Source organism: Pseudomonas sp. HP_14, assembly GCF_055283875.1.
In genome coordinates this window covers 209,227-235,226 of sequence record NZ_JBTOQI010000033.1, presented here as the reverse complement: position 1 = coordinate 235,226, position 26,000 = coordinate 209,227, and the positions used below count along the sequence as shown (strand labels likewise).

Annotated in this window: 25 protein-coding genes; 19 read left to right on the top strand and 6 right to left on the bottom strand. The window is 58.8% G+C overall.

The genetic code is table 11. The features are described from left to right. Positions 1 to 324: 324 nt before the first annotated feature. The 4 genes from nirB to ACYASS_RS18715 all read left to right on the top strand — a co-directional run bounded on the left by nirB (position 325) and on the right by ACYASS_RS18715 (position 7,502). The gene (gene nirB, locus ACYASS_RS18730; RefSeq protein ID WP_463587206.1) at positions 325 to 2,886 is read left to right on the top strand and encodes a nitrite reductase large subunit NirB; all 2,562 of its coding nucleotides are present in this window, start codon (positions 325 to 327) and stop codon (positions 2,884 to 2,886) included. Further along, positions 2,886 to 3,272 carry a nitrite reductase small subunit NirD gene (nirD, locus tag ACYASS_RS18725; RefSeq protein WP_463587205.1) on the top strand — a complete coding sequence of 129 codons (387 nt, stop codon included), beginning with the start codon at positions 2,886 to 2,888 and terminating at the stop codon, positions 3,270 to 3,272. The genes nirB and nirD overlap by 1 nt, the downstream gene beginning before the upstream one ends. 55 nt (positions 3,273 to 3,327) lie before the next feature. Next, on the top strand, positions 3,328 to 4,956 hold the full coding sequence (locus ACYASS_RS18720; protein ID WP_463587204.1) for a methyl-accepting chemotaxis protein: 1,629 nt from the start codon (positions 3,328 to 3,330) through the stop codon (positions 4,954 to 4,956). Between the two features lie 260 nt (positions 4,957 to 5,216). Then, positions 5,217 to 7,502, top strand: a complete 2,286-nt coding sequence (locus ACYASS_RS18715) for a molybdopterin guanine dinucleotide-containing S/N-oxide reductase (protein WP_463587203.1) — start codon at positions 5,217 to 5,219, stop codon at positions 7,500 to 7,502. Positions 7,503 to 7,642: 140 nt separating this feature from the next. On the opposite strand, the gene ACYASS_RS18710 is transcribed toward ACYASS_RS18715, so the two are convergent. From ACYASS_RS18710 to ACYASS_RS18690, 5 genes are all read right to left on the bottom strand, one after another. Further along, positions 7,643 to 8,836, bottom strand: coding sequence for an acyl-CoA dehydrogenase family protein (locus tag ACYASS_RS18710; protein WP_463587202.1), 1,194 nt, complete (start codon positions 8,834 to 8,836; stop codon positions 7,643 to 7,645). Positions 8,837 to 8,966: 130 nt separating this feature from the next. Further along, positions 8,967 to 10,316, bottom strand: a complete 1,350-nt coding sequence (locus ACYASS_RS18705) for an LLM class flavin-dependent oxidoreductase (RefSeq protein ID WP_463587201.1) — start codon at positions 10,314 to 10,316, stop codon at positions 8,967 to 8,969. Between the two features lie 37 nt (positions 10,317 to 10,353). Then, positions 10,354 to 11,334 (bottom strand): ABC transporter substrate-binding protein, encoded by a 981-nt coding sequence (locus ACYASS_RS18700; RefSeq protein WP_463587200.1) that lies wholly within the window; start codon positions 11,332 to 11,334, stop codon positions 10,354 to 10,356. An 86-nt stretch (positions 11,335 to 11,420) separates the two neighbouring features. Next, positions 11,421 to 13,004 carry a rhodanese homology domain-containing protein gene (locus ACYASS_RS18695; RefSeq protein ID WP_463587199.1) on the bottom strand — a complete coding sequence of 528 codons (1,584 nt, stop codon included), beginning with the start codon at positions 13,002 to 13,004 and terminating at the stop codon, positions 11,421 to 11,423. Next, positions 13,001 to 13,624, bottom strand: a complete 624-nt coding sequence (locus ACYASS_RS18690; protein ID WP_463587198.1) for a cysteine dioxygenase family protein — start codon at positions 13,622 to 13,624, stop codon at positions 13,001 to 13,003. Before ACYASS_RS18690 ends, ACYASS_RS18695 begins: the two co-directional genes overlap by 4 nt. 329 nt (positions 13,625 to 13,953) lie before the next feature. Between ACYASS_RS18690 and ACYASS_RS18685 the strand changes: the two genes are divergently transcribed. The 15 genes from ACYASS_RS18685 (at position 13,954) to ACYASS_RS18615 (ending at position 24,857) form a co-directional block, all read left to right on the top strand. Continuing rightward, positions 13,954 to 14,859 (top strand): LysR family transcriptional regulator, encoded by a 906-nt coding sequence (locus ACYASS_RS18685; RefSeq protein WP_463587197.1) that lies wholly within the window; start codon positions 13,954 to 13,956, stop codon positions 14,857 to 14,859. Between the two features lie 288 nt (positions 14,860 to 15,147). Next, positions 15,148 to 15,579 carry a Rap1a/Tai family immunity protein gene (locus ACYASS_RS18680; protein WP_463587196.1) on the top strand — a complete coding sequence of 144 codons (432 nt, stop codon included), beginning with the start codon at positions 15,148 to 15,150 and terminating at the stop codon, positions 15,577 to 15,579. A gap of 535 nt (positions 15,580 to 16,114) precedes the next feature. Beyond that, positions 16,115 to 17,023, top strand: a complete 909-nt coding sequence (locus tag ACYASS_RS18675) for a sigma 54-interacting transcriptional regulator (protein ID WP_463587195.1) — start codon at positions 16,115 to 16,117, stop codon at positions 17,021 to 17,023. A 238-nt stretch (positions 17,024 to 17,261) separates the two neighbouring features. Next, entirely contained in the window at positions 17,262 to 17,540 is a 279-nt protein-coding gene (locus ACYASS_RS18670) for a type III secretion system major pilin HrpA (RefSeq protein ID WP_463587194.1), read from the top strand. 91 nt (positions 17,541 to 17,631) lie between these two features. Then, positions 17,632 to 18,684, top strand: coding sequence for a hypothetical protein (locus ACYASS_RS18665; RefSeq protein WP_463587193.1), 1,053 nt, complete (start codon positions 17,632 to 17,634; stop codon positions 18,682 to 18,684). A gap of 20 nt (positions 18,685 to 18,704) precedes the next feature. After that, positions 18,705 to 19,073 (top strand): type III secretion system inner rod subunit SctI, encoded by a 369-nt coding sequence (gene sctI, locus ACYASS_RS18660; protein ID WP_095094684.1) that lies wholly within the window; start codon positions 18,705 to 18,707, stop codon positions 19,071 to 19,073. Positions 19,074 to 19,084: 11 nt separating this feature from the next. Then, positions 19,085 to 19,915, top strand: coding sequence for a type III secretion system inner membrane ring lipoprotein SctJ (sctJ, locus tag ACYASS_RS18655; protein ID WP_463587192.1), 831 nt, complete (start codon positions 19,085 to 19,087; stop codon positions 19,913 to 19,915). Further along, positions 19,912 to 20,478 (top strand): hypothetical protein, encoded by a 567-nt coding sequence (locus ACYASS_RS18650; protein WP_463587191.1) that lies wholly within the window; start codon positions 19,912 to 19,914, stop codon positions 20,476 to 20,478. The genes sctJ and ACYASS_RS18650 overlap by 4 nt, the downstream gene beginning before the upstream one ends. Beyond that, a complete protein-coding gene (gene sctL / locus ACYASS_RS18645; RefSeq protein WP_463587190.1) occupies positions 20,450 to 21,022 on the top strand; it encodes a type III secretion system stator protein SctL in 573 nt (190 codons plus the stop codon). The genes ACYASS_RS18650 and sctL overlap by 29 nt, the downstream gene beginning before the upstream one ends. 78 nt (positions 21,023 to 21,100) lie before the next feature. Next, positions 21,101 to 21,322 carry a hypothetical protein gene (locus tag ACYASS_RS18640; RefSeq protein WP_049827156.1) on the top strand — a complete coding sequence of 74 codons (222 nt, stop codon included), beginning with the start codon at positions 21,101 to 21,103 and terminating at the stop codon, positions 21,320 to 21,322. Further along, complete coding sequence (locus ACYASS_RS18635) at positions 21,309 to 21,749, top strand: hypothetical protein (protein ID WP_463587189.1); 441 nt, start codon at positions 21,309 to 21,311, stop codon at positions 21,747 to 21,749. Before ACYASS_RS18640 ends, ACYASS_RS18635 begins: the two co-directional genes overlap by 14 nt. Positions 21,750 to 21,771: 22 nt before the next feature. Beyond that, positions 21,772 to 23,850, top strand: coding sequence for a type III secretion system outer membrane ring subunit SctC (sctC, locus tag ACYASS_RS18630; protein WP_463587273.1), 2,079 nt, complete (start codon positions 21,772 to 21,774; stop codon positions 23,848 to 23,850). Continuing rightward, on the top strand, positions 23,847 to 24,050 hold the full coding sequence (gene hrpT / locus ACYASS_RS18625; protein ID WP_463587188.1) for an HrpT family type III secretion system protein: 204 nt from the start codon (positions 23,847 to 23,849) through the stop codon (positions 24,048 to 24,050). The genes sctC and hrpT overlap by 4 nt, the downstream gene beginning before the upstream one ends. A 4-nt stretch (positions 24,051 to 24,054) precedes the next feature. Then, the gene (locus ACYASS_RS18620) at positions 24,055 to 24,420 is read left to right on the top strand and encodes a hypothetical protein (RefSeq protein WP_087274743.1); all 366 of its coding nucleotides are present in this window, start codon (positions 24,055 to 24,057) and stop codon (positions 24,418 to 24,420) included. A gap of 50 nt (positions 24,421 to 24,470) precedes the next feature. Beyond that, positions 24,471 to 24,857, top strand: coding sequence for a CesT family type III secretion system chaperone (locus ACYASS_RS18615; RefSeq protein WP_463587187.1), 387 nt, complete (start codon positions 24,471 to 24,473; stop codon positions 24,855 to 24,857). Positions 24,858 to 25,718: 861 nt separating this feature from the next. Here the strand turns inward: ACYASS_RS18615 and ACYASS_RS18610 are convergent. After that, complete coding sequence (locus ACYASS_RS18610; RefSeq protein WP_463587186.1) at positions 25,719 to 25,931, bottom strand: hypothetical protein; 213 nt, start codon at positions 25,929 to 25,931, stop codon at positions 25,719 to 25,721. Positions 25,932 to 26,000: the final 69 nt, after the last annotated feature.

The following is a 26,000-nucleotide window of genomic DNA, read 5'->3' as shown; positions in this document are numbered from 1 at the left end:
TGCGCCGGGTGACGAATCGCATCGCATTGAGCAGCCGGTATATCCGTATCTGGAGTCGGGCTTTACAAGGGTTTTTTGGTTTAGGCGCTGGCTGGCACAAACGCTGCATTATCTCCAGTCAGGTCCACCGCGAACGTAGTCGAGTGGGCAGCCCCGTCGGTCAACGAAGATCGATCAGCCAACAAGGCCAGGGCACTATGGGTGGATCAGGCATAGAGGCCGGGTTAACCACCAAACGAACAGGCAAAGGCGCCTGAAACCGCAAGGTTTCAGGCGCTTTTTTTTGCTTTTTATTCCGTGATTGGCTTTGGTCGGGTGCTATCTATGAACGCCAGTATTGATCCTTCGAACCCCCTGAAAACCCTGATCGTGATCGGCAATGGCATGGTCGGACACCACTGTGTCGAGCAATTGATCGCCGGTGGCGCGCTGCAGCACTATCAACTGCATGTGTTTGGCGAAGAGCTCATGCGCGCTTATGACCGTGTGCATTTGTCCGAGTACTTCACCGGCCGTGACGCGGAGTCGTTGGCGCTTTCCGATGCTGCGCTGTATCAGACGCCTGGCGTCACGCTGCACCTGGGCACTCAAGTGCTGGAGATTGACCGCGACGGCCACAAAATCATTACCGCCAGCGGCAGTGTGCATTACGACAAGCTGGTGCTGGCCACTGGTTCTTACCCGTTTGTGCCGCCGATTGAAGGCGCCCACGGTGATTCACGTCTGGTTTACCGCACCCTCGAAGATCTGGATGCAATCCGCACTGCGGCCACCAATGCCATTCGTGGCGTGGTGGTTGGTGGCGGCTTGCTGGGGCTGGAAGCGGCGAATGCCCTGAAAAGCCTTGGCCTCGAAGCACACGTCGTAGAGTTCGCGCCGCGCTTGATGCCGGTGCAGCTGGACGAGCAGGGCGGTATTGCCCTCAAGGATCGTATCGAGCAACTCGGGGTTGGCGTGCATCTGGCTCGTGGTACGCAGTCGATCACGGCGGGTGAGGAATATCGCTACCGGATGAACTTCGGCAACGACGAATTCCTCGAAACCGACCTCATCGTGTTCTCGGCAGGTATTCGTGCACAGGATGCGCTGGCTCGCCAGTGCGGTCTGGACATTGGTCCGCGCGGCGGCGTCAGCATTGATGGCCAGTGCCTGAGCAGTGATCCGGATATCTACGCGATTGGTGAGTGCGCGGCATGGAACGGCAGCATCTTTGGCCTGGTTGCGCCGGGTTACCAGATGGCACGCGCCGTAGCGACGGCCTTGTGCGGTGGCGAAGCTGATCCCTTCATGGGCGCAGATATGTCCACCAAACTGAAACTGCTGGGGGTCGACGTAGGCTCTATTGGCGATGCCCACGGCCACACACCAGGCTCGCGCAGCTATCAATTCATCGATCAGACCACCGCCAGCTATCGCCGTCTGGTGGTCGATGCATCCGGCAAGCATGTGATCGGCGCGGTGCTGGTGGGCGACAACAGCTACTACGACACCCTGCTGCAATACATGCAGAACGCAATCACGCTGCCGGCCGAACCGGCCAGCCTGATCCTGCCAAGCTCAGCGGGCGCACCGACCCTGGGTCCTGCTTCGCTGCCGGAAACCGCGACTATTTGTTCGTGCCACAACGTCACGAAAGGCGCGATCTGCTCGGCCATTGATGGCGGTTGTACCGATCTGGGTGTGCTCAAGTCTTCGACCAAGGCCTGCACCGGTTGCGGCGGTTGCGCCGCTTTATTGAAAACGGTGTTTGAACACGAGCTGATTGCCCGTGGCGTCAGCGTTGATAAAAGCCTGTGCGAACACTTTGCCTACACCCGTCAGGAGTTGTACGCGCTGGTTCGCGTCGAGGGTGTGCAGACGTTTGAAGAACTGCTTGCCAAACACGGTCGTGGGCATACCGGTTGCGATATCTGCAAACCGGCCGTGGGGTCGATTCTGGCATCGTGCTGGAACCAGCCGATCATGGACGCCTCGCTGGTGCCTTTGCAGGACACCAACGACACCTTCATGGCCAACATGCAGAAGAACGGCACTTACTCGGTCGTGCCGCGCATCGCGGGTGGCGAAATCACCGCAGACAAGCTGATCGCCATTGGCGTCGTTGCCAAGAAATATGACCTGTACACCAAGATCACCGGTGGCCAGCGCATCGACCTGTTTGGCGCGCAACTGCATGAGTTGCCAGACATCTGGTCGGAGCTGATCGAAGCCGGGTTCGAGACCGGGCATGCCTATGGTAAATCGACGCGAACGGTGAAGTCCTGCGTCGGCAGTACCTGGTGCCGTTACGGTGTGCAGGACAGCGTGCAAATGGCCCTGACCATCGAGGATCGCTACAAAGGCTTGCGCTCACCGCACAAGCTCAAGTTCGCGGTCTCCGGCTGTACCCGTGAGTGCGCCGAAGCGCAGAGCAAAGACGTCGGCGTGATCGCCACCGAGAAGGGCTGGAACCTCTACATCTCCGGGAATGGCGGCATGCGTCCGCGCCATGCCGAACTGTTCGCCACCGACCTGGATGACGACACGCTGATCCGCTACATCGACCGGTTCCTGATGTTCTACATCCGCACCGCGGACAAGCTGCAACGTACTTCGGTATGGCGTGAAAGCCTGGAGGGCGGCCTGGATTACCTCAAGGACGTGATCATCAACGACAGCCTTGGGCTGGGCGCAGAGCTGGAAGCGCAGATGCAACTGGTGGTCGACCGCTACGAATGCGAATGGGCCAACACCCTCAAGAGTCCGGAAAAGCTCAAGCGCTTCCGCACCTTCGTCAACGACAAGCGTGCTGACCCGGACATTCATTTTGTTGAAGAGCGCGGCCAGCGTCGTCCGGCCACGGCTGCTGAATTGAACCTTATTCCTGTCGTCGAGGAGGCACTCTGATGAGCCTGGCAACTATCCAGCGTAGCGAATCTACCTTTGCACAGAACCTGAATGCCGCGTGGCATACGGTTTGCAACCGCGAAGATCTGGTGACCAACTCAGGCGTGGTGGTATGGCTGGACGGCGCGCAGGTCGCGCTGTTCTACCTGCCGGACGCCGAGGACGGTCAGCTTTACGCGGTGGACAATCGCGATCCTCAGTCCGGGGTCAATGTCATTGGGCGTGGATTGATCGGCAGCATCAAGGGCGATCTGGTGATTGCCTCGCCGCTGTACAAGCAGCACTTTCGTTTGAAGGATGGCAGCTGTCTGGAGTATCCGGAGCAGCGTTTGCGGGTCTGGCCTGTGCGTTTTGACGGCCAGGCTGTACAGCTCGCAGTGGAGTGAGTGGTCTGCCCGACGGTTTGGCCGTCGGGCAGTTGTCTGAACATGGAGCAGTAAAATGGCCAAACTGAGTACCGCTAAACGGATTGTCATCGGCTTCGCAATTGCTCCTTTGGCTTTGGCTGGCATGGTTCTTTATGCCTTGCAGGACATGGCGACACTCAAGGATCAAGCGGTGGTCATCGTCAAGGAAGACTGGCCGAAAATCGCACCCATGATGGTCATTGCCACTGGCGTGCGTGATAACGGCAAGAACACCCGAGACTTGCTGCTCAACAAAGACAACCAGCAAACGCACGATGCCATCGATGCCACTAAAAAGCGCATCAGTCAGGCGTTCGAGACCCTTGAGCCGTTGCTCTACATGCCTGAAGGCAAAAGCGGTTATCAGGCCCTGAAGAAAAATCGCGAGGCGTACGTTGCAACCTTCGTTCAGGTGCAAACCCTGATCAAGCAGGGTGCAACCGATGCAGCCATGACTCAGCTACAGCAAAAAGTCATCCCCGCCGAGCAGGAAGTCTATAAAAGCCTGGATGAATTGATGGCGTTGCAGGGGCGGGTTTTCGCTGAGCGCGAGCAAGTCGCGCAACGTTTGTACAGCGATGCGCAGCGTAATTTGCTGGCCCTGTTGTTGGCGTGCATCACGCTAGTAGTAGCTGCGGCGGTGATCGTGACGCGTAGCGTGATTCGTCCGTTGGGCGGTGAGCCTGATGAGGCGGCGCGGATCCTGAGCCGGATTGCACAGGGTGACCTGACGATTGCGGTGCCGCTGCGCGCTGGCGACAGCGGCAGCCTGATGATGAACATGCGTGACATGCAGCAGAACCTCAATGAAATGGTCCGCGGCATTGCCAGCTCAGTGGATCGCGTGGCCAGTTCCTCCGAGCAACTGAGTGCAGTCAGTAGCCAGACCAGTAACAGCCTGCAGGCCCAGGGACTGGAAATCGAACAGGCAGCGGCGGCAGTCAACCAGATGACAGCGGCCGTCGATGAAGTGGCGCGCAACGCGGTGAGTACCAGTGAAGCGTCCCGCGAGTCGGAACAAACCGCCCAGCGTGGTCGGCAACAGGTTCAGGAAACCGTTGCCTCGATCAGTACGCTGGCGGACGGTGTCACCGACACATCCGGGCGTATTCAGCAGTTGGCCGGGCGGGTGCAGGACATCAGCAGCGTACTGGATGTGATCCGCAGCATTGCCGAACAGACCAATCTGTTGGCGCTCAACGCGGCGATCGAGGCTGCTCGTGCCGGTGATGCCGGCCGGGGTTTTGCGGTGGTGGCCGATGAAGTGCGGGCGCTGGCCCATCGTACTCAGGTTTCGACGCAGGAAATCGAGCAGATGATTGGCAACATCCGTCTCGACACCGGTCAAGCCGTATCGGCCATGCACAGCAGCAGCGAGCTGGTGCAGGCCACGCTGTTGATTGCCAGGCGTTCGGGCGATGCCCTTGAGGAAATCACCCGCTCCATCTCGCAGATCAACGAGCGCAACATGATGATTGCCAGCGCTACCGAGGAGCAGGCATTGGTGGCGCGCGAGGTGGATCGTAATCTGGTGGGTATTCGCAGCTTGTCCGATCAAGTCTTGCAGGGGGCGCAACACACCAATACGGCAGGGCACGAACTGGCGCAAATGGCCGGGACGCTGCATCAGACCGTGGCGAGGTTCAAGATTCAGGCGGGGTGATGCAGGGCCTGACCCCCTGACTTTAATTCGGGTCTGTTGGAGCGAGGCTTGCCCGCGAACCGGTTGCCTCGGTGTATCAGGCGCCACTGCGTTAACGTTCTTCACGGGCAAGCCTCGCTCCAACAAAAGCCCAGGTGCATTTCTACAGGCTCGTTTTCTTTGCATATAAACCCATTCTAAAAATGAATTTAGTGAATAAAGAGCCGAATGTTATGGTTTAGCCAGTTTTAGCAGGGGTTTCGCCACAGGAGCATTGCGCCATGAGTTTCACTTCGCTGCATTGGGGGGCTTATCGCCCGCAAGTCGTCGACGGCGAATTGCGCGCCTTGGTGCCGGTGGAGTGGGACAGCGATCCATCGCCGATCGGTGATTCAGTGGCTGCTGCGCTGACATCGCCCACGCGTATCCGGCGGCCTGCAGTGCGGCGTAGTTTTCTAGAGGGGCAGATCGAAGGGCACGGTCGCAACCCTGAGTTGCGCGGTCAGGAACCCTTCGTGGAGGTCTCCTGGGACGTAGCGCTGGAGTTGGTCGCCAAGGAACTGAAGCGTGTTAAATCCGAACACGGCAATCAGGCGATTTTCGGCGGCAGTTACGGCTGGGGCAGTGCTGGGCGCTTCCACCATGCACAAAGCCAGCTACACCGTTTCCTCAATGGCTTTGGCGGTTACGTGGCCAGCGTTGACAGCTACAGCCTTGGCGCCGGGCGGGTATTGATGCCGCACATCGTCGGCAACATGGATTGGCTGCTGGCGGCACATTCCTCATGGAAAAATCTTGCGCAGCATTGCGAGCTGTTCGTCGCGTTCGGCGGCTTGCCTGCCAAAAATGCCCAGACCAGCCCCGGTGGTGCCAGTGACCACTTGTTGGCTACGGCCCTGCAAGACATGTCTGCGGCGGGCGTGGAGTTCGTCAACGTCAGCCCGCTGCGCGATGATCTGGTGGGCCCGGCGCGCAACGAATGGCTGCCGGTGCGGCCCGGCAGCGACACCGCCTTAATGATGGCTTTGGCTTACGTGTTGGTTACCGAAAGCCTGCACAATGAAGATTTTGTGCAGCGTTATGCGGTGGGCTATGAGCGCTTCCGCGATTACTTGTTGGGCGTTACCGATGGTCAGCCTAAAGACCCTGAATGGGCTCAGGCGCTGACGGATATTCCGGCTGCGCAGATTACTGACCTGGCTCGACGCATGGCCAGCAAGCGCACCATGATCAATATCGCCTATTCCTTGCAGCGCTCGGTGCATGGCGAGCAACCGTTCTGGATGACCGTGACGCTGGCCGCGCTGCTGGGGCAAATCGGGTTGCCGGGTGGTGGTTTTGGGCTTGGCTATGGCTGCATGAATAACACCGGCAGTGGCCGCAAGGCGTTTTCCGGGCCACGTTTTTCCCAAGGGCGGAACCCCGTCAAAGAGTTCATTCCGGTGGCGCGGGTCGTGGACATGCTGCTCAACCCCGGAGCTGCTTTCGATTACAACGGTCAGCAGCGGCATTATCCGGACATCCGCCTGGTGTACTGGGCGGGCGGCAATATCTTTCACCACCATCAGGACCTCAACCGTCTGCTGCACGCCTGGCAGCGTCCTGAAACTATCATTGTCCACGAACAGTTCTGGACCGCGCAGGCCAAGTACGCCGACATTGTGCTGCCTGCCACGACGGCGCTGGAGCGTAACGATATCGGCAGTTCAGCATCGGATCGCTTCATGATCGCCATGCAACAGGCCATTGAGCCGGTGGGTGAGTCCCGCGATGATTATGCGATTCTGGCCGAGCTTTCCGGGCGGTTGGGCTTTGCCGAAAGCTTCACTGAAGGCCGCGATGTGACGGGCTGGCTGCGGCACATTTATGAAGAGTCACGGGGCAGGGCGGGGGAGTTCGGCATTCAATTGCCCGACTACGATCAGTTCTGGCGCGACGGTCTGTTCGAAGTCGAGTATCCAGAGCTGGATACTGTCTTGCTGCAAGCCTTCCGCAATGACCCGGACGCCCATCCATTGCCAACCCCGTCGGGTCGCATAGAAATTTTCTCCGAGCGCATTGCCGGGTTCGGTTACACCGACTGCCCTGGTCACCCGGTATGGCTAGACAAGCCGGGGGCAGATTACCCGTTGCACCTGCTGTCCAATCAGCCGAAAACCCGGCTGCATAGCCAGTACGATCATGGCAGCTACAGTCGTGCGTCGAAGATTCAACATCGTGAACCCCTGACCCTTAATACCGAAGATGCACGGGCACGGGGCATTAGCTACGGTGATGTAGTCAAGGTTTTCAATGAGCGTGGGGCTTTTCTGGCGGGAGTGATTGTCTCGGACAATATTCGTCCTGGCGTGGTCCAGATCGCAACGGGTGCGTGGTTCGACCCGCTGGTGCATGGCGAACCGGGCAGCCTGGAAAAACATGGCAATCCGAATGTGGTTACTGAGGATGTCGGCTCCTCAAGCCTGTCCCAAGGCTGCTCGGCGCAAACGGCGACGGTTGAAATTGTGAAGTGGGACGGGGTGTTGCCGGGCGTCACAGCGTTTGAACCGCCGGTGATGATGCGGTAAGGCTGCATCCAGTTCAATTGCGCATTAATTCTGGCATCTCGTAGGACCGGCTTTAGCCGGGAGAGCGGTATTTCAGGCGAAGGAAATCCAGTGAATGTTCCGGCGCGCTCCCGGCTAAAGCCAGTCCTGCGGTATCGACATCAATCCGCAGTTTTCTCCCGCTGCGCAAACGCCGCTTTGCCTATGCCTATCAGTGTCACGTCATTCTGCGGGGTGTGAATGCGCGCGCAGAGCACGTTGCGCAGATGCCGTTGCAGTGGATTACTGCGTGACAGACCGGGGTTGCCGGACGCTTCGATTGCCAGTTCCACCGCGCGAATCGCGTTGGTTGTCACCAGGTATTTGATCTGCGCTGCATGAGCCGGTGGGGTCAGGCCGGTGGCAGCCGATTGCAACAGGCTATGGTTGTTGAACAGCAGTGTGTCGATCTCGCCAACCACCTCCTGAAAACGCGGTAGCGTCGATAGCGCAGCACCGAGGTTGGACGGTTTGCGTTCTTCGAGCCACTGCACGAACCAGTTACGCGCTGAGCGGGCAACGCCGTCGTAAACCGAGGACAGCAAGACCGACATCCACATGAAGCCTGTCGGGTCGAGCTCCGCCTGGGGGGCACTCCATGGGCTGACGCTGACGGCGTTTTCCAGCGGTACCAGCACGTCCTCGAAGATCACTTCATGGCTGCACGTCGCACGCATGCCCAAGTGATCCCAGTCTTCAATGATGCGAATGCCCGGTGTGTTTTTGTGTACCAGCCAGCCACCTACCAGCGGATCGGCATCGTCGCTGCGTGCCCAGACGTTGTACCAGGTCAAGCCATGGCTGCCGGTGGAGTAAATCTTGCTGCCGCTGATACGCCAGCCTTCGTCGGTACGTCGTGCAGTGGTCGCAGGCAGGCCGCCGCGAGCAGGTGTGCCGAGATCCGGTTCGACCCGCAACGAGTTGATCAAAGCACCGTCGCGCACGGCTTCTTTCGCCACTTTCAGGCGCAGATGCTCCGGCCAGCTTTTGCTCTGTTGCAGGCGTGCATGCTGGATGTATTGCATGACCAGAATCAACGCGGTGGACGGCTCGCCCTGAGCGACGGCGCTGATGGTTTGCAGCGCTTTCGGCAGGTCGGCACCGCCGCCACCCAGTTCGGAGGGGACGGTCAGCCCGAGCAGACCGTGCTCGTGCAGCAGGCGAAAATTCTCATGGGGAAACTCGCCGCTGTCGTCATAGCGCTGGGCAGTTGCGCCCAGGGCAGCGGTGATCGATGCCAGCCGGGCAGTGAAGGCCTCGGCGGACTCGATGTTGCTAACGCTGGCAGCAACAGGGCGAAGGGGGAGTGCGCTCATTGATGGGGTTTCCTTTATTTACTTGTTGGAGCGAGGCTCGCCCGCGAAGCTGTCACCGCGGTGCGTCAGATATCTCGCGTACCGTTCTTCGTCCGGATGCGGCCCAGACCAAGCCTCGCTCCAACAGGAGTCAGGCCAGCTCAGTTTCTTCCTGCTGCGCGTAGCGGTTTTGCGGCACTTGCAGGTTGAAGTGCTCGCGCAACGTAGAGCCGCTGTATTCGCTGCGGAACAAACCACGCTCTTGCAAGACCGGCACCACCAGTTCAGCGAAGTACTGCAAGCCATCCGGCAGTAGCGAGTTGATGATGAAACCATCGGCTGCCTCGTGTTCGAACCAGGTCTGGATCGTGTCGGCCACCTGCTCGGCTGTGCCGACGAATTCGCGGCGTGGTCGGGAGAAGAACAGCGCCACTTCGCGCAACGTCAGGCCTTCATCCTTAGCCAGTTGTTTGATCCGGTCCGAGCCGCCTTTCTGACTGTTGGAACCCAGGTCGCCCAGTTCCGGGAACGGCGAGTCCAGCGGGTATTGGCTGAAGTCGTGATCATTGAACGGGCGACCCAGCGCGACGATGGCGTCTTCGATGCTGACCAGTTCCACGGCCTGTTGATAGCGGCTTTCAACCTCGGCTTCATCGCGACCGACAATCGGGCGAATGCCTGGCAGGATCGACAAGTCCAGTGCGTTTCGGCCAAACCCCACCGCACGCTTTTTCAGATCCCGGTAGTAAGCCTGTGCCTCTTCCAGCGACTCCGCATGAACGAAAATTGCGTCTGAATATTCTGCGGCGAAGTTGCGTCCGTCCTCGGAAGTCCCTGCCTGGAAAATCAGCGGGTGGCCCTGCTTTGAGCGGGCGATGTTCAGCGGGCCTTTGACCGAGAAGAACTCGCCTTTGTGATTCAGCGCATGCAGCTTGCCCGGGGTGAAAAACTCGCCGGTCTTCTTGTTGCGGGCAAAGGCGTCGTCTTCCCATGAATCCCACAGGCCTTTGACCACCGATACATGTTCCTTGGCGATGCGGTAGCGCACGGGATGCGGCGGGTGTTCGCCTTTGCTGAAGTTATCGGCAGTGCCGCTGAGCCACGACGTCACGACGTTCCAGCCAGCACGGCCACCACTGATGTGATCCAGCGAAGAGATTTGTCGCGCGACCTGAAACGGTTCGGTGTAGCTCACGGTGACGGTCGCCACCAGTCCGATATTTTCCGTGGTCGCTGCCAGTGCCGACAGGATGGTCAGCGGTTCGAAACGGTTCAAATAATGTGGGCTGGATTTCTCGTGGATGTGCAGGCTGTCGGCGATGAATACGAAATCAAATTTGGCCGCTTCTGCCAGTTTCGCCTGCTGTTTGTAATAGCCGAAGTTAACGCTGGCATCTGCCTGAGCGTTCGGGTGGCGCCATTCGCCCCAGCCGTGACCGACACCGTGGACCATTGCGCCCAGCTTCAATTGACGTGGCTCTTTTTGACGAGGCTTGCTCATGAGCGTGCTCCTGAATCTGAATGGGTTTATGTGAGGATTAATGAGCGGCTGTTTGCACAACCTGAGCACGCGAAGCGTTGAAGCTTTTGTCGAAGCCTTTTGAGACGTCGATCGATTTGGTCAGGATGCCTTCCTGTTGGTAAATATCAGCGGTGGCTTGCAGGTCCTTGATGACGTTGTCGTCGATCTCTACCCGGTTCATTTTGGTGGCGTTGGCGATTTCCAGATGAACCTCGATCGGCAGGCCGGTGATCGCCGCCTGAGCCTTGGCGTATTCAGCAGGGTGGGCGTTGCTCCACAGATAGGCGCGTTCAACCCGTGCCACGAAGTCATCAAGTTGCACGCGTTTGTCGGCGATGGCCTTGCTGGTCGCGGCCAGGTACAAGTGATTGCTCAACAGCTCGCTACCGCTGATCAGTACCCGGTCATGACTCTGCGTGGTGGCGACTGTGGTGTACGGGTCCCATGTGGCCCACGCATCGGCACCGCCGCTGGACAAAAGAATGCGCGATTCACCCGGCAGCAGATTGATGAAGGTGACATCGCTGGTTTGCAGGCCTGCCTGACGCAAGGCTTTTATCGCCAGGTAATGACCGATCGAACCACGCCCGGTCACGATGCGCTTGCCCTTGAGGTCGGCGACGGTTTTGACCGGAGAGTCTTTGGGCACCAGCAACGCGGTGGTGAAACGGCCTTCGGCGTGGGTAATATTGACGACTTTCAGGGGGGCGCCAGCACCCAGGGCAAAGACATAAGGCGCGTCGCCCAAAGCACCGATGTCCACGGCTCCGGCGTTCAGCGCTTCCCCCAGCGGGGCGGCAGAAGGGAATTCGGAAAACCTGATTTCGTAAGGCACGTTCTTCAGTTCGCCCGAGACTTGCAGCAGTGCCTTGATCGTCGATTTCTGATTGGCGACCAGCAAAGGTTCGAGGTCGGCCGCTATTGCCTGTTGGCCGAGGGTTACGCTCAGCAGCGCGCCCAGCAGGAGTTTCTTGAAGTTGAACGTGTTACGCAGCATGGGTGCATCTCCAGGCTAAGAGTTTGCTGGCAAGGACCTCCGCCTGGAGGGGTGGGTCCTGCTCTTGAGAAGGGGCAGATCGTTTTCTAGATCACCTGAAAACCATGCGTGCCGTCACGGGCGAGCTGGTCCACCAGACCGAACTCCCAGTCCAGATAGGCCTGCATGGCTTCGCGTGGTGCTTCGGTGCCTTCATACGGGCGGCGATAGCGATCAATGCGCGGTGAGGCCAGTTGGCTTTCGCCGGTTTCCAGTGGCAGACCGGCCTTGATCCAGCTGGCGGTGCCGTCCTTGAGCAGGAACACCTGCTTGCCGGTCAGGGCTTCAACTTCGGGCACTGCAAGGCGCGCCAGTTTGCTGCTGCCGCAGGTCAAAACGTAGCGCTCTGCTTTAGGTATTTTTTGCAATGCGTCTTGCAGTTGAGCCCGCAACGTCCACCATGCGCCGGGAATATGTTGCTTGACGTAGTTGGCGCTGGCAGTGAAATCCAGCACTGCAACATCACCATGCTGCTGCCATTCGGCAAGGGTGTGCGGGCTGATTTCTTCCACTTGTGCGGGCGCAGGAATCGGTGCGTTCCATTCGCCTTGTTCGCTGAAGTCGCTGGCTTGCAGACCGTCGATCACAAAAACTTCCCAGCCCAGTTGGGCCAGCCAGGAGGCGGACATGTTGGCGCGCACGCCGTCGTCGTCCACCAGTGCCAGACGCGCACCGCGCACGCTGGCGTAGTGATCGGTTTCCTGTACCAGTTGGCCGCCCGGCGTTGAACGTGCATTGGGCAAATGGCCTTTGGCGAATTCCTCCGGCGTGCGCACATCCAGCAGGTACGTGGTGCGTGATGGGTCAGCTTGCCAACCGCTCAACTCGGCGCGGCTTGCACGGCGCACGCCAGCCTTGTCGGCTACACGGCGGGCATCTGCTTCGGCGACTTCGCGGGTTTCTTCGCTGACTGCGGCAAAGCGGCGAGCCTGGCCGTGGTCCAGTGTCTGCCCCGCCAGCAGCCAGCCAATCGTGCCGTTGCGCAAGGCGCTCACCTGATTGGGAATGCCAGCGTTGACCAATGATTGGGTGCCAATGATGCTGCGAGTGCGCCCCGCGCAATTGACGATGATGCGTGTGCTCGGGTCTGGTGCCAGTTCGCGGGCACGCAGTACCAGTTCAGCTCCCGGCACACTGATGCCGCTGGGGATGCTCATGGTCTGGTATTCGTCGTAACGACGTGCATCGAGCACTACCACGTCGGCTTTGGAGTCGAGCAACTGCAAGACTTCTTCAGCCGCCAGCGAAGGTGTGTGGCGATGATGTTCAACCAGCTCGCCGAAGGCTTTGCTGGGCACATTCACGTCGATGAACAGTTCACCGCCAGCGTCGCGCCAGCCCTGCAGGCCACCATCTAGCAGTTTCACATCGCTGTAACCCAGTGCCTGTAAGCGCTCAAGGGCGCGCTGGGCCAGACCTTCGCCGTTGTCATAGACAGTCACGGCAGTGTCCAGACGCGGGATGCGTGACAGTACTTCCAGCTCAAGCTTGGACAGCGGGATGTTGGCGGCGAACAGCGGATGCGCTTCAGCGAACGGTGCTTCCTCACGAACGTCGATCAGGGCGAGTTCTTCATGAGCCAGCAGCGCCTGACGGATAGCGGCGAATGAGCGGGTAACAGACTGAGTCATTGTGCGTGGCTCTCTTTGGCAGGGCTCTCTTTGGACAGATCCCAGATGTTGGGCAGAAAGGCGTTGGAATAGCCGGAGATAAACAGTTTTTCAGTGCCGTCGGGCTGATACACCGCCCGCCGCACAGCACCGATGTTGGCGCCATAAACGTGGATGCTGATCGAGACCTGATCGCTGAAAGCGTTGCTGACCTGGTGCACGTCATTACTGCGTGGCGACAGGGCTTCGACATGGCCGGGTTCGAGACGAATCGCCGGGCCCTCACGCTCCAGTCGGCCGTCCGGGCTGCGGGCGAAGCCTTGGGAATATTCAGCGCCGCGCAACATGCCGATCAGGCCCCACACGCGGTGGTCGTGGATAGGCGTGGTTTGGCCAGGACCCCAGACGAAACTGACAATCGAAAAGCGCTGACGGGAGTCGGCGTGCAGCAGGAATTGCTGATAGCGCTCGGGACTGGGAATGGCGTATTCGTCAGGCAGCCAGTCATCGTGGCTGACCAGTTGACCCAGCAGCTTGCCACCGCGGTGCAGCAGATCGCCCTCGCGAGGATTGCTGTCGATCAGCTCGGCCAGCGCGCCAATGAATTCTCTGAGTCGTTCGGGGTGTCGGGTCTGTGTCATGTCTATACCAGCGCCAGGTTGATGCGTGGCTTAATATAAACATAATGGCTTAGTCTAATATGCGATTATTTTATGATTAGGTTATAACCAAAGGTGCTGAGAAAGAGCTAGCGATATGAAGCTTTAGGATTTGAGTGCTCAATATAGCTATCGCGAGCAAGCTCACTCCTACAGCTGAAACGCGGTCCTCTGTAGGAGTGAGCTTGCTCGCGATGGCGTCGGTGGGCCAACGCAGCTGCAATCGTCTAGTTACTCCACGCTATCCACAACCCGCAAATGCCACTATGCTTTTCGCCTATCTCTTATCTGTCTTTTTATGTGCGGTCCGAATGAAAATTGATGATATCGATGCCTTTGTGGCGGTGATTCGTTGCCAGTCGATCAGCCATGCGGCGCAATCGCTGGACTTGACCCAGCCGGCAATTACCCGGCGGGTGCAGAATTTCGAGCAGGCGTTGGGCGTCGAATTGTTCGACCGCAACACCAAGCCGCTCAAGCCAACGCAGATGGGCAATCAGGTTTATCAGCGCTGTCTGTCGATCCTGCGCGAGATGGATGCCTTGCGCGAGTTGGTGGCCAGCGACACGCCACCCAGCGGTCTGCTGCGTCTGGGGGTGCCGCAAACCATTGGTGACGTGGTGCTGCTGGATGCCCTCAAGCAACTGCGCAGTGAGTTTCCGGATTTACGTGCGCAAGTGTCTACCGGCTGGGGCAGTAATCTGGTCAGCAAGATCGAGAACGGCGAACTGGACGCGGCCGCAGCGTTGTTCCCGGCAGGCAAGATTTTCCCGGAAAACATCATTGGCGAATCCATTGGCAAGATGGAGTTGGTGGTGGTTTGCGCGCGCTCGGCATTGCCTAAGGGTTCTGTGAAGCTCGCTGATTGTTATCAGCAGGGCTGGGTACTCAACCCTGATGGCTGTGGTTTTCGCGCCGGTTTGCAGCGTACGTTATCGGATCAGGGACTGAGCCTGAAGGTCAACCTGGAAACCTTTGGCACTGAACTGCAGTTGGGTCTGGTGGCCGACGGTATGGGCCTGGGTCTGGTGCCTCGGCCCTTGCTTGAACGCAGCATTCATCGTGAGCAACTGGCGGTGTTGCCGGTCAAGGACTTCAAGCCGGTCATGGATCTGTGGCTGATCTACCCGCGTTTCCTGGGCAACCTGCAAGGGCCGGTCAGCTCGTTTGGCGAGCTGGTGGCGCGCTCGCTGAAGCAGGTTAAAGCCGCTGCCTGATTGAGGGTTTTCTAGCGAGTGCCTATCAGATAAGTACAACCCTGTAACTCACTGAGGTTACGAGGCCAGCGATAGCGGAGTGTCAAACAAGCCGCCATCGCTGACCTCGTAACCTTGGTGAGCTCCAGATAATCCATTTTCTGCATTACAGCGCCTGTCCTGGCCGCTCTGACAACCTCTCGTTTGCTTTTGGCCAGGGAACGCTCGCAGAAAAAAAATCTGCGCAACCGTGGAACCGTTTTCTCCACACCGACCACTCAGCATTCAGATCACCATAGGATCGGACTGATGGCGGATGACAGATTTTCCATCGCACACGCTATGTACAAGCGCTCGCGCGTGCGCGAAGGCGGTGTCTGCGGGCGTGGTGTGCAGGGAAAACTATTGATGCGTTCAGTCGGATTGAGTGGAGTGTTGATGCTCGCTGGGTTGTGTGAGACGGCCCAGGGGGCTTTTTTCAGTGGGCGAGATTTGCAAGCGCCGCTTGCGGGGATTCGTGCGGGGCAGCCGTTGAGTGCGGGCCAGATGCAGGCTTTGGGCTATGTGCAGGGTGTTTACGACGCGAATGCGGGCATGTTGTTCTGCAGCCGGGACGATGTCGATGCGGGGCAGGTGGTCAAAGCGGTTAATGCTTATTTGCTTAACCATTCCGGCCTATTGGACCAACCTGCAAGTGTCGCGTTGACCGCGGCAATGATTGCTCAATGGCCGTGTCATTGAGGGAGTTGAAAGTTTCAAATACTCTTATTCACTCCGGTCGATACATTTTTATACTGGCACTCTTTTGTTGTCGGTTGGGCGAGGGAGTTACTGTTAGACACTGCTGATGTCGCGTGAGGGGCGTTGTGGTCATGGCCGATAAATGATATTTAAAGTCCTCATAAATCATAAAACTGTAGCTTCCTGTCGCTAGTATCGTCCCTCCTGCCGTGCACAGGTATATGAAAGTCGGTTTTGGGGTGCTCGAAGGCTCTAGAACTGTGCATTCAGCGCGCCTTGTTTATTTCTTGAGCCCCATTGCAATGCATTTAAATCTAAAAAAACAGTGAACTTTGGATCGTTATAAAGGTCCATGGTACTCGGATCTTCCACCAGATACGTTTATTCCGAATTCTTTCCCTATTGCTATGTTGAGCGAAGTTGTGTCCTTTCAAATGGCACCCTTCGAGTTGTACGGCCTTGTTAACTTGTCAGGCTCAAGTGACCCATCAAGGGGCCGCGATACCGGACGTTAGTGCGAAGAGGGGTGCGCCACATGGACAGACGCGAGTTCGAAGCAGACCTGAAAGAAATTGCCTATTTTGGCGATTTCGTTGACTTGCAGTATCTGGCCACCAACATGGCCCCCCTGAATATCGATGTGCTGCTGGTTGGCGAAACAGGGACCGGCAAAGACACGCTTGCCAGGCAGATTTATCGTTTATCGCGAAGGCGGGGTGCCTTCGTTGCGATGAACTGTGCGGCCATTCCGGAGAGTCTGGCCGAGAGTGAATTGTTTGGGGTGGTCAGCGGCGCTTACACCGGTGCCAGTAAGTCGCGTAGTGGCTATGTCGAGGCTGCGCAGGGCGGCACGTTGTATCTGGACGAGATTGACAGTATGTCGCTGTCGCTACAGGCCAAGTTGTTGCGTGTGCTGGAAACCCGAGGCGTTGAGCGCTTGGGATCGACCGAGTTCATTCCGGTGGACATGTGCGTGATCACCTCTTCGCAGCGCCCGCTGGAAGAGTTGGTTGAAGAGGGCACCTTCCGCCGCGATCTTTACTTCCGCCTGAGCGTGGTCAGCATCCAGATGCCGCCGCTGCGTGAGCGCCGCGAACAAATCATCCCGTTGTTCAATCGCTTCCTGGCGAAGCAGGCGTCGCTGGTAGGACGACCGACCCCGGTCATCACTGCCGCCGTGACCCAACAACTGCTTGCGCATACCTGGCCGGGCAATATTCGTGAGCTCAAATCCAGTGCCAAACGCTCCGTGTTGGGTTTCTCGCCGCTGGCTCAGGCTTGCTCGCCGGAGCCATTGCAGCTCAAGGCGCAGATGCGTGTCATTGAGCGCATCCTCATCGACGAAGCCATGAAGCGCCATCAGCAAAGCGTCGAAGCCGCCAGTTGCGAATTGGGCATCCCGAGCCGCACCTTGTATCACCGCATCAAAAGCCTTTCCGTCTGACCCCACGCTCTTTCCGGCTTCCTCCCGATCTCGCACCTGCGCATCCCTCGCTCCTGTAAACGGCGACTGCGATGGCTTTGTGCGCTTCGCGGATCGGCGCCGTGACGCGCCGTGGTGAAGTCCTTGAGTTAAAGATGGAACTGCTTTTCCCCTTGCGTCCACTCATTGAACAGGACCGGCGCTTGAAGCGTGCCGTGCCTGAGTTCCTACATCAATGATTCGGCTGAGGTGCAAGATTATGGAAGGCTTATTCAACAGTATGAACAACCTGGGCAACAGCTTTAGCAGCAACTTCAAAGCTGCTACTGCTGGCACCGACGGTGGCTACGATAGCGACTCTGCGGAAAACGCCGGGCGCATGACCGACGCCACAGGGGCTGCGGACTCCAAAGTCACCAATGCGGGCATCAAGAAAATTGAGACCGACGCCAAGAACACGGTGGAGGCGATGAGCCAGGACAGCGACCTCAAGCACCTCAGTAACGTCGCTTCAACCGCCAAGGGGATCAATTACTGATCATTCAGGCGGTGGCTGTGTCCCCTCAATGGAGGTGCGACATGGCCCCGCCCGCACTCTGGATGTCTGATTACAAAGAGGACGTATAGGCATGACTATTTCAGTAAGTCTTGAGAACAGCCGCCCGACCAGTTTCAGCAATGAGCAGCAGACGCGCAATTCCCCGAACGCAACAGGCGGCAGTCAACGCCCGCAGAGCATGGACGCTGCCCTGGACACTCTGGTCAAGTCGATGACCGATGGCAAAGGGCAGGTCAACAGCGAAAATCCACTGGTAAAACTGCTGACCCAACTGCTGGAGAAACTCGGCTCGCAAGGCCAGGAGGCCGGCGGCCAGGGCTCCACTCAGCCATTCAGCGGCATGTCTGATCAGAAACCTGCCAGCGGTTCCGTGAGTGACATGAAGCCTGATGACCTTCTGAAGCTTCTGAGCCAGTTGCTGGGCGGTAGCACTGGCAGTGCCGGGGCTGACAATGGGTTTGGTGGTGGTAGTGGCGGCGGCAATAGTGGTGTTGGCGGCGGCGGTGGAACTGGCGGCGCAGATGCGCTCTCGTCACTGCTCGGTGGACTGGCAGAGCAGAAGCTCGGCAGCCTCTTGGAGCCTGCAAAGGATGGCTCGGGAGGCTCAACGTTCAACAGCGAAGACAAAGCGCTGTTGCAGGATGTCGCTAACTTCATGGATCAGCATCCGGAGAAATTCGGATCGCCGGACAATGCTGACGGCAAGACCAAGTCCTGGTCGGACGAACTCAATGAAGTCGGCAAAGACGGCAAGGCTGACACCTTTCTTGACGGCGCTGAAACCTCCAAATTTCAGGATGCTCTCGCCATGCTTGGCCAGGCAGCTGGCAGCGGCACAGCACCTGCTTCCGGCATGCTGGCCAACAGCGGGATCCCCATTTCCCCGGGCCAGGGCAGTGACAGCGGCGGTGGATTCGGTGGCGGCGGTGTGGGCGGCAGCGGTGGTTTCGGTGGCGGCAATGGCACGGTGACCATGGGGCTGGATGATCTGTTCAAGCTGTTGCAGGGCCAGGGGCAGGGCGGCAATGCCACCCAGGGCGCCGGTCCGACTGCGCAGGATCAGGCGCTGCAACAGGATGCCCAGAATACAGCCGGTTCGATCATGAACAAGCTGTTCAGCTGATAACCGTGAAGGAGGTCGATATGACGATTGGGAAACTGGAAAGCAGCTCGGCCTCCGCCACGGCGCTCAAGCCGGAAGCGGAGCTGGATAACCCGACGCAAGGTGATGCCGACTGGTTCAGGGCTGCCATGCAAAGGCCAGAGCCGACTCAGGGCGCGGGCGCTTTTTCAGAACAGGTGATGGACCCGCTGACGCGCAAGGCGCTGTCTCTGGAGGATATGTCCAGGGACGCTGGCAAGGCGCTGCGCGAGGCGTCGCTGCATTCGGACCCCAAGAAGTTCATGGAAGCGACCCGGGCGCTAAGCGATTACTCTCTGCAAACTTCGCTGTCGGTGAAAATGATCAGCAAGGGTTCGCAAGCCTTGGACAAACTCACCAACATGCAGTGATGGGTGGGCTGATGAGGCATTTTCTGCAATACCTGACTCTGATCGGGCTGGTACTGATGCTGGGGGCTTGCGGTGATCAGATCGAACTGCATGGCAAGCTTTCCGAAAACGATGCCAATGATGTGATCGCCGAGCTGTCGAGCAAGAACATCGATGCCAGTAAGCGCAGTAACAAAGAAGGGGTCAGCGTTCTGCTGTCCGCCTCAGACATCAATCGAGCGGTGCGGGTGCTGGACGCGGCGGGACTGCCACGGCGCACACGCACCAATCTGGGCGAAATCTTCAAGAAGGAAGGGGTCATCTCCACGCCTCTGGAAGAGCGCGCGCGTTATATCTATGCATTGTCACAGGAACTGGAGTCGACGCTGTCGCAGATTGATGGCGTCATTGTTGCCCGTGTACATGTGGTGCTGCCAGAGCGGGTAGCGCCTGGCGAACCGGTACAGCCCGCTTCGGCGGCAGTGTTCATCAAACATGCTGCGAGCCTTGATCCGGATACCGTGCTGCCACGAATCCGGCGCATGGTGGCCAGCAGTATCCCCGGCATGGCAGCGGCGGTGGATAACACAGAGAAACTGTCGGTGGTCTTCGTCAACGCACGTGCCTATCAGGAGGAGCAGGTCCTGGTTCATTACGGACCTTTTCTGGTACCCGAGCAGGAAGTCGGTGCACTCAAAGGCATGATGCTGGCTGGTGCGTTGGGGGTTTTCGTTCTGTTTGCGGGTTTGATTCTGTGGTTGCGTCCGGCTTTACGCCAGACATTGCTTGAGCGGCTGGGCATGCGTTCGGCGCCCAAGTCACCCGGTACCGCTATTGGCCGGTTTGACGAGCGCGGGGCATGAGTCCGGCGCTGGCGCAGCAGTGGCTGCAATGGTGGGCACGGCCCTGGCAATGGGCGGACGCTAGTTGGTCCGAAGTGATTACCGAGCGCCGTTTGAGTGACGCCCAGTTTGCCTGGTTGTCAGCGGTGCATCCTGAGCGCCTGGGCGTTGCGTTCGGTGTTCAGGCCTGCAGTCCGACACGCCCGGACCCGATGATCGTCAGCTTGCTGCAGGCCAGCGAGCAGCGGGAGTCTTTGCTCGCCGTTGTCGAGCATCTCTGCACGGCGCGGGCGACGCGACGGCTACCGGATGAAAACCTGCGGCCCTGGTGCCGCAGCGTGGCCAAGGCGTTACGACCGGGCAGCTGGTTGCCTGATGAGGCTATCGACCCTTTGCATCTGCTGGCTCAATGGCGCGGCGAAGCGCAATGGCAGCGGCTAAGGCTGCTTTGGCCACGGGCTGTGACGACCGCCGTGAGCGTATCAGCCTGCTCGGAGCCCAAGCGGCTGGATATGCTCTGGCGCGCCGCGCTGCAACGTATTCTGGAGGAGTCTGATGTTCATTCGTCGCACGCTCAGCTTTGATGCACCGCAGCCTGGCGTTGCCGAGCCATTGCTGCGCCGCGAATATTTCAGTGATGTAGTGCTCGCCAGTGAGCACCTTACGCGCGCTCATGTACAAGCCGAGGCTTTGCTCGCCGATGCACGGGCTCAGGGCGAGCAACTGCTGGCGGATGCTCAAGCGCAATTCTGGGATCGCGCCAATGCCATGCTGGAAGGCTGGGAGGCCGAGAGGCAGGCCCAGCGCGAGGCGTTGGTCGAGCACGCCAGGAGCCTGTTGAGCGAGACGCTGACCAGTCTGCTGGGCACGCTGTCCCAGGAAGAACGCGCAGTGGCACTGGTGCGCCAGCTTGCCCAAAGTCAGACCCGTCCGGTGCGCGCCACATTGCGTTGCGCGGTGGACCTCCACGAGTCGGTCGATATCTGGCTGCAGCAACAACCGCACACTCACTGGCAGCTCGAACGCGACACCGGCCTCGCTCCCGGCACGCTCTGGCTGAGCACTGAAAACGGCGATTTCAGCCTCGACTGGGAACGGCTGCGTGAGCGCATTCTCGACCTGGCGTGATCAATATCAGCAGTGACGGAACCGTTCTGTCCGGCGTGACCACTCATCGATAGTCATCCCATTTCGAGAGAGCACGCCATGTCAACCAATGCCCTGGAAAGACGACTGGACAACAACTACGACCGAGCCAGTCGCAACTACGAATACGCGAGCGAAGCCGCCGCCGACGATCCCAGTGTCGAGAACATGCAGGCCATTTTCGAGGAAACCATGAACACCACCTCGGCCAACTTTGCGCTGACTCAAGCCTTGAGCGCAAAGCATGGCATGACCAAGTCGGTGCTCGATGGCTTCCAGTGAGTTGTACCCCCAGCTAGAAGCCTGCCGCCGCGAGGCGGGCGGGCTTTTCGAATGCTGGGTGGACGGCGTCAGCATCCAGGTGCAAAACCGTGGCGGCTTTTTCTGCCGCGTAGCGTTACCTGGGCGCATTGGCACACAGAATGACCATCTCGCACCCCTGTTGCGCCTGGTCGAAGCCAGTCTGATGGGGGATGACCCGATCGCTCTGGGGTATGACCGTCGCAGGCAGCGTGCCTGCCTGGTGCGTTGGCTGCCCCCCGATGTCGATACTGCGGCGCTGGTCGCCACCGTTGAAAATCTGGCCAACCAGCAAGCCGCCTGGGCGCTGGTACTCGCCGAACAGGCCCCGCGCAAAACGGCAGGCCGACCCGCCATGCCCGCGTCGCTGGGTCTGGGACTTTTGCACAGAGGACTGATGAATGGGTAAAACTGCCTGGACCTGCCTGCCGTTGATGGCCGCGATGCTCTGGGCCACGCCCACGTTTGCTGTCGTACCGGAGCAATGGCGCGACACCCCGTACGCCTATGACGCTAAAAACGCTCCGTTGAGTCAGGTCCTCAAAGACTTCGCCGAGAGTTTCGGCGTCAAGCTGGAGATGGACAGCATCAGTGGCACCGTCAATGGGCGGATGCGCAGTGAAAGCCCGGAAGCTTTTCTTGATCGCCTGGCGCTGGAGCATCAATTTCAGTGGTTCGTTTACAACAACAGCCTGTACATCAGTCCGCTTGATCAGCAGCAATCCAAGCGTCTGGAAGTGGATGAAAAGTCAGTCGATGACCTCAGCCAGGCATTGACCGACGTCGGCTTGCTCGATCCGCGCTTCGGCTGGGGCGCTTTGCCCGAGCAGGGTGTGGTGCTGGTGCGGGGCCCGCGTCGTTATGTTGAGTTGATCGAAGACTTCAGCAAGAAACAGCAAAGCCGCGATCAGAAGCAGGAAGTCATCTACCTGCCGTTGCGCTATGCGAACGCCGCAGACCGACCGATCAAGTACCGCGGCGAAAGCCTTAAAGTCGATGGCGTCGCCACACTGTTGCGAAACCTGCTGGAGCGTCGCTCTTCAATGGGTGGCGGTTTGACCTCCGACGCTTTACGCACCGGCACGATGCCCCTGGCAGGCATGGGCGGCATGAGCAGTGGTTTCGGTGCTGACGCGAGTAATTTTCCGCAGTTGTTCGACGACTCTGTTGCCAGCAATTTCAGCGGCAAGAATTATGTGGCACCTACCGAAGACGAGCGGCGCTCCACGCGCTCGCGCAATCACATTCGGGTTGAGGCGGACGTGCGCAACAACGCCGTGCTGATCTACGACGATCCCGAGCGGCGCTCGATCTACAAGGATCTTGTCGAGGAGCTGGATAAGCCACGTAACGTGATCGAGATCGACGCCATCATCGTCGACGTCGACCGCAACTCAATGGATGAGTTGTCCAGTAACTGGGGGTTGAGCGCGGGTAACTTCAGCGGCGGTGCAAGCATTGCCGAGAACGGCCGCAGTTCGACAATGTATGTCCAGGATCGGGACAAATTCTTCCTCGGCCTGCGCGCACTGGAAGGTAAAGGCTCGGCCACGATCATCGGCAATCCCTCGGTGCTGACCCTGGAAAACCAGCCCGCGGTGATCGACTTCAGCCAGACCGAAATTCTCGAGGCTATCGGTGAGCGGGTTGCCAATTTCCAGCCACTGACGGCGGGCACAAGCCTGCAGGTCATTCCGCGCTCGATCACGGCTTCCGGCGCCAAGGATCAGATGATTCAAATGGTCGTGGACATCGAGGACGGGCAGATTCAGGAATCCAATATCCGCGCCGAGCAGCCTTCGGTGCGCCGTGGCAACGTCAGCACCCAGGCGGTCATTGCCGAGAAAGCGTCATTGGTAGTGGGCGGATTCCATGTCTATGAAAACAACGAGCGTCGCAAGAAAGTGCCTTATCTGAGCGCGATCCCGATTATCGGCAAGCTGCTGTTCACGGCCAGCGAGCGCAGTGAGTCAAACCGCGAACGCTTGTTCATCCTGACGCCGCGCCTGATCGGCGACCAGGTGAACCCGATGCGCTACGTTGACTACGCCAACCCCAATCACGTGCAGGAGCGTCTGGACAAGATCAAACAGCGCCGCGAAGGTGCCGAGCGACCAAACCGCACCTTGGTCACCAAGGCCTTGAGCGCGATGATTCAGGGCACGTTGCCTGCGGGCTTTACCGCCGCTGCCATACCGCTGCGCCCAGAGACGCTGTGCGATGGCAATCCTGACCTGCAACTCGATCCACGCCGTGCGCAATGGTATGCCGGTGATGCAGGGTTTGGCGTCGCTGTCGCGCTGGTGCGCAACACGTCCGATACGCCACAACGCGTTGATGAGGCCAGTTGTGGCGGTCGTTATGCGGTCGGCGTGAGCGTCTGGCCAAGTGCCTGGGTGCCGCCGGGTGGCGAGGCCGAGGTGTTCATTGCCTTGCGTCCACCCAAAGTCAACAGCGGCGCGCCGCAACGTCGTTCATTGCTCACTACCGTGGAGGTCAGCCAGCCATGAAAGCTGTCTTGCTCGCTTTGACCGTGATGTTGTTGGCCGGTTGCTCGTCCTTTGGCCACCGCGGGTGTGCCAAAGAGGCGTGCGACCGGCCTGTTTCCAACGACCGTGAGGTCGTTATCTGGTGGCCATCGGATATGCGCGACGGCCTCGGCCTGGGGGATGAACAGGCCGATTTCACTCGAGTGCCCTTGGAGGATTAACCCTATGTCCGCTCGTAATACTGACAAGGCGCAATTTTACGCCGAAGTGGTGGCAGGACGCCCTGCCATTTGGGAAATCGCCGCTGGCGTAGCCTTTTGCACGCGGCGCGAATGTCTGGACTGGGGCCTTGCCCTGCAGGTCGACTGGCATAGCCTGGGGCCTTCGCAACTGGGCGATGCGCTGGAGCGTCGTTTCGATGATCCGGAGCGCTACAACGATTACTTTCTGTTCCTGGATTCGCGCCGCGATTTCGTGGTCTGGCATTGTTTGCCGGGCGAACTGGACACTGCCGCGCTGGATGAAATCAGCGCTCATCAGTTGCAGCTCATGGGGCTGGAGCACTTGGGCGAAGGCTTGGCGCGCCATTGATATGCGCCATGTCCCGTAACGCCGATCTTCATTTATAGGGAGTAGAACTCATGACTACACCTCACGCAGACCGCTTGCTTGCGGCGCTGGCCGCGCAGGCTGGCAGTGAATTGGTATTCAAGGATGGCCTCTGTGCGCTGGCCGATGAGCAGGGGCAGGAGCTGGCCAACATTGAAGTCCCGGCACCGGGCGATGTGGCGTTCGTCCATGCCCGGATTGATGTTGATCAGACGCAACGTGGCATCCACGAGCGTTTGCTGCAGCTCAATTTCAAGCCTGACCAAATGGGCGGTTGCTGGTTGGCGCTGGATGCGCAGAACACGGTCCGTCTGTGTGCTCAGCAGGATCTCAGCGTGCTCAATGAATTGAGCTTCAGTCAGTGGATCATGGGGTTCGCTGATCGGCTGGCTACTTTGCGTCGTACGCTGGTGCGGTAACGTGGCTGCATCGCTTCGATTCATAGGGATGTTTGTGTACATATCCGTTGTTGCGTTATGGCGGATATTGGTTGCGCTTTTACAGCGCGTCACTTTTGAACAGCGCAAAAGTAACCAAAACGCTCTTGCCCCATCCCTCGGCACCTCGCTGGTGCTCGGTATACCCGCCCGCAGATCCTGAACCGTGGGCCGCCGCAACGGGCCATCCATGGCCCAATGCGGCTAACCCGGCGTCCTGCCACTCTTCAACTCAAGAGCGCCCCACGCTTCAGAATCTGCGTTCGGCCAGCGTGATTTAACGGGGCGCCTCAGATCAAAATCAAAAGCGCTGCGGCCTGACAGCAGACCTGATTTGTGGACTTACCGATTTTCTGTAGGAGCTGCCGAGGGCTGCGATGCGGTGTGTCAGACGATTTATTCGTTGGTTGTGGTGACGTCTCGCGAACAAGTTCGCTCCTACCGGTCCGAGAAGATCCCGCTGTTTTCGCTCTGCTTTTGATCTGCTCTGCTTTTGATTTTGATCTGAGGCGCCCCGTTAAACCACGACGGCCGGAATTCGATATTGCTGCGTGGGGTGAACCGGCAGGGATGCCGGTTTAGCCGCCTCAGGCCATGGATGGCCGGTGGCGGCGGCCCCACGCAGCAATGTCGGATTACGGGTACACCGAGCACCAGCGAGGTGCCAAGTGGTGGGGCAAGAGCGTTTTGGTTACTTTTGCGCTCTATCAAAAGTGACGCGCTGTAAAAGCGCAACCCCAAAGCAGCCGTTATCGCAGCAATGGATAAGCGCACAGATAGGGGGGATCAGAGCAGCGCCGAACGCCGCATACCGCAGCAACGTTCGGCCTGGAGAGGAGAGGCTTAGTAAGTCGCTGGTTTGTTCTCGGTCGCGCTGGCGTAGGACACCGGTTCACTGCTGGGCCCGCCGCTGATCAGGTTCTTTGCGGCGTCGAGGCCACTGCTGGCCAGTTGCTGACCGGCACCCTGGGCAAGATTTGCCCCCAGTTCTTTACCGAGATCTTTAGCCATTGGAGCTGCTACGCGTGCTGCGGAAGCGACGATTGCTGGGATCATGATGTTTTCCTTTCAGGGTTGGTAAAACAGGGTTGAAGTAAAACAGTGGATAACTTCCTGCATGGCGTC